The 4,833-nt window shown below is 72.4% G+C and carries 2 protein-coding genes and 1 pseudogene; 2 read left to right on the top strand and 1 reads right to left on the bottom strand.

Annotated features, from left to right (window positions below; translation table 11 throughout):
* Positions 1–783: pseudogene (locus HW578_RS22870) on the bottom strand (ATP-dependent DNA helicase RecG); the annotation flags it as partial.
* Positions 784–819: 36 nt separating this feature from the next.
* On the opposite strand from HW578_RS22870, the gene HW578_RS22865 reads away from it, so the two are divergent.
* A complete protein-coding gene (locus HW578_RS22865; protein ID WP_198373020.1) occupies positions 820–1,119 on the top strand; it encodes an FAD assembly factor SdhE in 300 nt (99 codons plus the stop codon).
* On the top strand, positions 1,074–4,562 hold the full coding sequence (mfd, locus tag HW578_RS22860) for a transcription-repair coupling factor (protein WP_198373019.1): 3,489 nt from the start codon (positions 1,074–1,076) through the stop codon (positions 4,560–4,562). Before HW578_RS22865 ends, mfd begins: the two co-directional genes overlap by 46 nt.
* The last annotated feature ends 271 nt before the right edge of the window (positions 4,563–4,833 follow it).

Genomic DNA, 4,833 nt, shown 5'->3' with positions numbered 1-4,833 from the left:
ATCTGCCGCGCCATCGCCGCGCAGCGCGCGCCCCGGCCGGTCGCGGGAGCGGCGCCGCACGAGCCCCAGCGCGACCTGGCCCGCCAGCAATTCGTCATAGGCAAGCCGCTTGCGCGGGGCCTCGCCCGGTTCGGCGTCGGGGGCCTGGATGGCGCGCAGCGCGGCGGCGAAGCCCGGCCAGCCTTCGCGCCGGAGCAGCGGAACGTCCTGCCATTCCGGCAGTTCCGGCAGCAGCGCCAGGGCGGCCGCCATCGCGCGCGTGACCTGCGGCAAGGTCAGCGTGCCGGTCAGCGGCCAGACCGGCTGGACCAGCGGGATGCCGTCCTCCCGCGCCGAGACCTGCGGGTTGACGATGACCCAGTCGCCATCCTCGTGCTTCAGCGCCCCCGCAAGCCAGCGCGTCGCGCCCACCGGCAGCGCCTTCTCCGCCCAGGGCTTCTGCCAGTTCATCAGGAAGGCGGTGAGCGACTCGCCGCCGGCCTCGCCACGGACGCGGACATAGGCGCGGCCCTGGGCGCCGCGCCCGGCCTTGTGCGAGCCGACCAGCATCGGGACCAGGGCCTCGGTGTCCGGCAGCGCCTGGGAGGGGCGCTCGACCCGGCGGCGCAGCAGGTAGCGTTCCGGCAGGTGCAGCAGCAGGTCGAGCACGCGCGCCCCGCCGGCAGCCTTGGCGATCAGCCGCGCCTCGGCCTCCTTTACGCCCTTGAGGTCGGCGGTCGGGGCGAGCAACGCCGCCAGCGCATCGGCGCCCTGCTTTGCGTTCGCATCCGGTCGGGCTGACACGATTCCCATCGGCCTCTATATGCCAGCGCGCAGCCCATGACCGTACCCCAGGACATCGACCCGCGCCGCCGTCGCCTCGTGTTCCGCGCGCTCCATCGCGGCACCAAGGAGGCCGACCTGATGATCGGCGGCTTCGTCGCGCGCAACATTGCCGGCTTCAGCGAGGCGGAGCTCGACGAGATCGAGGCCGTGCTCGAGCATTGGGACGTGGACCTGGCGGATTGGCTTTCGGGCCGGCGCCCCATCCCGCCGGAGGCCGACAGCCCCATGCTGCGCCGCATGGCCGCCGAATGCGGCCGCGCCGGGGCGGGCGTCCCGCCGGGGGCGGAACGGTGAAGACCATCCCCGTCCATGGCGCGCCGGAGGGCTTCGACGCCCTGCTGCTGTGCCGCCGCCGGGCCGAGACCGACGCCCCGGTCGTGCATGTCTGCCGCGACGACGCCCGCATGGCCCGCATGGCCGAGGCGATCGGCTTCTTCGCCCCCGAGGTCGAAGTGCTGCGCTTCCCCGCCTGGGATTGCCTGCCCTACGACCGCGTCTCGCCCAATCCCGAGATCGTGGCGGAGCGCGTGGCCACGCTCACGCGCCTGCTGGAGCCGCCCGCACGCCCGCGCATCCTGCTGACCACGGTGAATGCGCTGGCGCAGAAGGTGCCGCCGCCGGCGACCTTCCAGGACGCGACGATGGTGCTGCGCAAGGGCGGTCGCGTGGCGCCCGAGGCGCTGACCGCCTTCCTGGAATCGAACGGCTACCACCGCACCGGCACTGTGATGGAGCACGGCGAGTACGCGGTGCGCGGCGGCATCATCGACCTGTTCCCGGCCGGCGAATCCGACCCGGTGCGCCTGGATCTGTTCGGCGACGAGATCGAGGACCTGCGCCGCTTCGACACGGCCACGCAGCGCAGCGGCAAGGTGGTGCCGGAGCTGCGCCTGCGCCCGGTGGGCGAGGTGTTCCTCGACGAGGCCTCCCGCGCGCGCTTCCGCTCCGGCTACCGCGAGCTGTTCGGGGCGGCAGCGGCCGAGGACCCGCTCTATGTCTCGGTCAGCGCCGGCCGTAAGCATCCGGGCATGGAGCACTGGGCCGGCCTGTTCCACGAGCACATGGCCACGCTGATCGACTACGTGCCGGGGGCTTCCGTCAGCCTCGACCACCAGGCCGAGGATGTCGCGACCGCGCGCTTCGAGATGGTGGCCGACCACTACGAGGCGCGGCGCGTGCCGGTGCGCATCGCGGAAGGGGAGGTGCCCTATCGCCCGGCGCCGCCGGCGACGCTGCACCTGACGCGCGGCGACTGGAACGTGATGCTCTCCGGCGGGCCGGTGCTGCAGTTCATCCCCTTCGCGCGCGCCGATGCGGCCGAGGGCATCGAGGCCGGCGGGCGCCCCGGCCCGCTGCTGACCGAGGCGCGCACCGCCGGCGAGAACGTCTTCGCCGCCTATGCGGTCATGGCCGCGGGGCAGGTGAAGGCCGGGCGCCGCCCGCTTCTGGCGGCCTGGTCCAGGGGTTCGCGCGAGCGCATGGCGAACCTGCTGCGCGAGAACGGCGTGGCGGCCGCGCCGGCCGAGGACTGGAAAGCCGCGCGCGCCCTGCCGGACGGCGTCGTCGCCCTGGTGGTGGTGGGGCTCGAGCGCGGCTTCGTCGCCGAGGGCATCTGCGTCACCGCCGAGCAGGACATCCTGGGCGAGCGCATCGCCCGCCCGCCGCGCCGGCGCCGCCGCGCCGACCAGTTCATCGCGGACGCCACCGAGATCGCCGATGGCGACCTGGTGGTGCACCAGGACCACGGCATCGGCCGCTACGAAGGCCTCGTCACCATCGAGGTGAACGGTGCGCCGCATGACTGCCTGAAGCTCACCTATGACGGCGGCGACCGGCTGTTCGTGCCGGTCGAGAACATCGAGATCCTCTCGCGCTTCGGCACCGAGACGGCGGGTGTCGCGCTCGACAAGCTCGGCGGCGTGTCGTGGCAGAACCGCAAGGCCAAGGCCAAGTCGCGCATCCGCGACATGGCGGGGGAGCTGATCCGCACGGCAGCACTCCGCCGCATGAAGGACGGCACGCTCGCCACCCCGCCCGAAGGCGTGTGGGACGAGTTCTGCGCCCGCTTCCCCTTCGCCGAGACCGAGGACCAGTCCCGCGCCATCGCCGACGTGCTGGAAGACCTCTCGGCCGGGCGGCCGATGGACCGTCTGGTCTGCGGCGATGTCGGCTTCGGCAAGACCGAGATCGCGCTGCGCGCCGCCTTCGTGGTGGCGATGTCGGGCGCGCAGGTCGCGGTGGTTGTGCCGACCACACTGCTCGCGCGCCAGCACGCGCGCACCTTCACCGCGCGCTTCGCGGGCTTCCCGCTGGTGGTCGCGCAGCTCTCCCGCATGGTCACCGCGAAGGAGGCGGCAGAGGTGCGCGAGGGGCTGAAGGACGGGCGCATCAACATCGTGGTCGGCACGCATGCGCTGCTGGCCAAGGGCGTCGAGTTCGCCGACCTCGGCCTGGTCATCGTGGACGAGGAGCAGCATTTCGGCGTCAAGCACAAGGAAGCGCTGAAGGCGCTGAAATCCGACGTGCATGTGCTGACGCTCACCGCCACGCCCATCCCTCGCACGCTGCAACTGGCTCTCACGGGCGTGCGGGAGATGAGCATCATCGCGACCCCGCCGGTCGATCGACTGGCCGTACGCACCTTCATCATGCCCTGGGACCCGGTGGTGCTGCGCGAGGCGATCCAGCGCGAGCGCTTCCGCGGCGGCCAGGTCTTCTGCGTGGTGCCGCGCATCGAGGACATGGCGAAGGTGGCCGAGCGCCTGGCCGAGATCGTGCCCGAGGCGCGCACCATCCAGGCGCATGGGCGGCTTTCTCCCACCGAGCTCGAGCGCGTGATGACGGAGTTCGGCGACGGCAGGCACGACGTGCTGCTGTCCACCAATATCGTGGAATCCGGCCTCGACATGCCAGCGGTGAACACGCTGCTGATCCATCGCGCGGACATGTTCGGCCTGGCCCAGCTGTATCAGCTGCGCGGGCGCGTCGGGCGCGGGAAGCTGCGTGGCTACGCCTACCTGACCTGGCCGGAATCGCACCGCCTCTCGGCGGCGGCGCAGAAGCGGCTGGATGTGATGCAGACGCTGGACAACCTCGGCGCGGGCTTCACGCTGGCCAGCCACGACCTCGACATCCGCGGCGCGGGCAACCTGCTGGGCGAGGAGCAGTCGGGCCAGATCCGCGAGGTCGGCATCGAGCTGTACCAGCAGATGCTCGAGGAAGCGGTGGCCGACATCAAGGCCGGGCAGGGCAGGGAGGGCAGCGCCTCCGAGCGTGACTGGACGCCGCAGATCAACCTTGGCCTGCCGGTGCTGATCCCGGAGACCTATGTGGCCGACCTGCCGGTTCGACTGGGTCTCTATCGCCGCATCGGCGCGCTCGCCTCCGATGCCGAGACGGATGCGATGGGCGCGGAGCTTGCGGACCGCTTCGGGCCAGTGCCGACCGAGGTCGAGAACCTGCTCCAGGTGGTCGCCATCAAGCGCCTGTGCCGCGAGGCGGGGGTGGAGAAACTCGATGCCGGGCCGAAGGGCATCGTGCTGTCCTTCCGCGGCAATCGCTTCTCGAATCCGGGCGGGCTCGTGGCCTGGGTGCAGTCGCAGAAGAACGCGGTGAAGCTGCGCCCGGACCACAAGCTGGCCCTGCTGCGGGAGATGGACCTCGCCCCGCGCGTGAAGGCGGCGCGGGAACTGCTGGCGGCGCTCGCGCGCGTCGCGCGGCAGGCGCGCGCTGCATAAGGGCGCGGCAGGCGCGCGCGGCATGCGTCGGCCGCCGCTGCGTGCCTCGTCAAGGACGCGGGCCGGTCCGGCCAGTTGCCAGGATGCCGGCGCCGCCGTAATCCGAGGGCATTCCTGCCAAGGTGACCCGATGCCCTTCACTGTCCCCCCGGTGATCCGCCTGTCCTGCGTGGCGGCGGCCGCATTCTTCCTCGTGGCCGGGGGGCCGCCGCCGGAACGCCGCACCGTGCCGCGCGGCGCCGCGCTGCCGCCGGCCGCAGCACCCGCACCG

Origin of the sequence: Roseomonas rosulenta, assembly GCF_016106005.1 — a bacterium.
Classification (GTDB): Bacteria; Pseudomonadota; Alphaproteobacteria; order Acetobacterales; family Acetobacteraceae; genus Neoroseomonas; species Neoroseomonas rosulenta.
The sequence above is the reverse complement of the archived record's forward strand: the minus strand, read 5'-3'. Positions and strand labels throughout refer to the sequence as shown.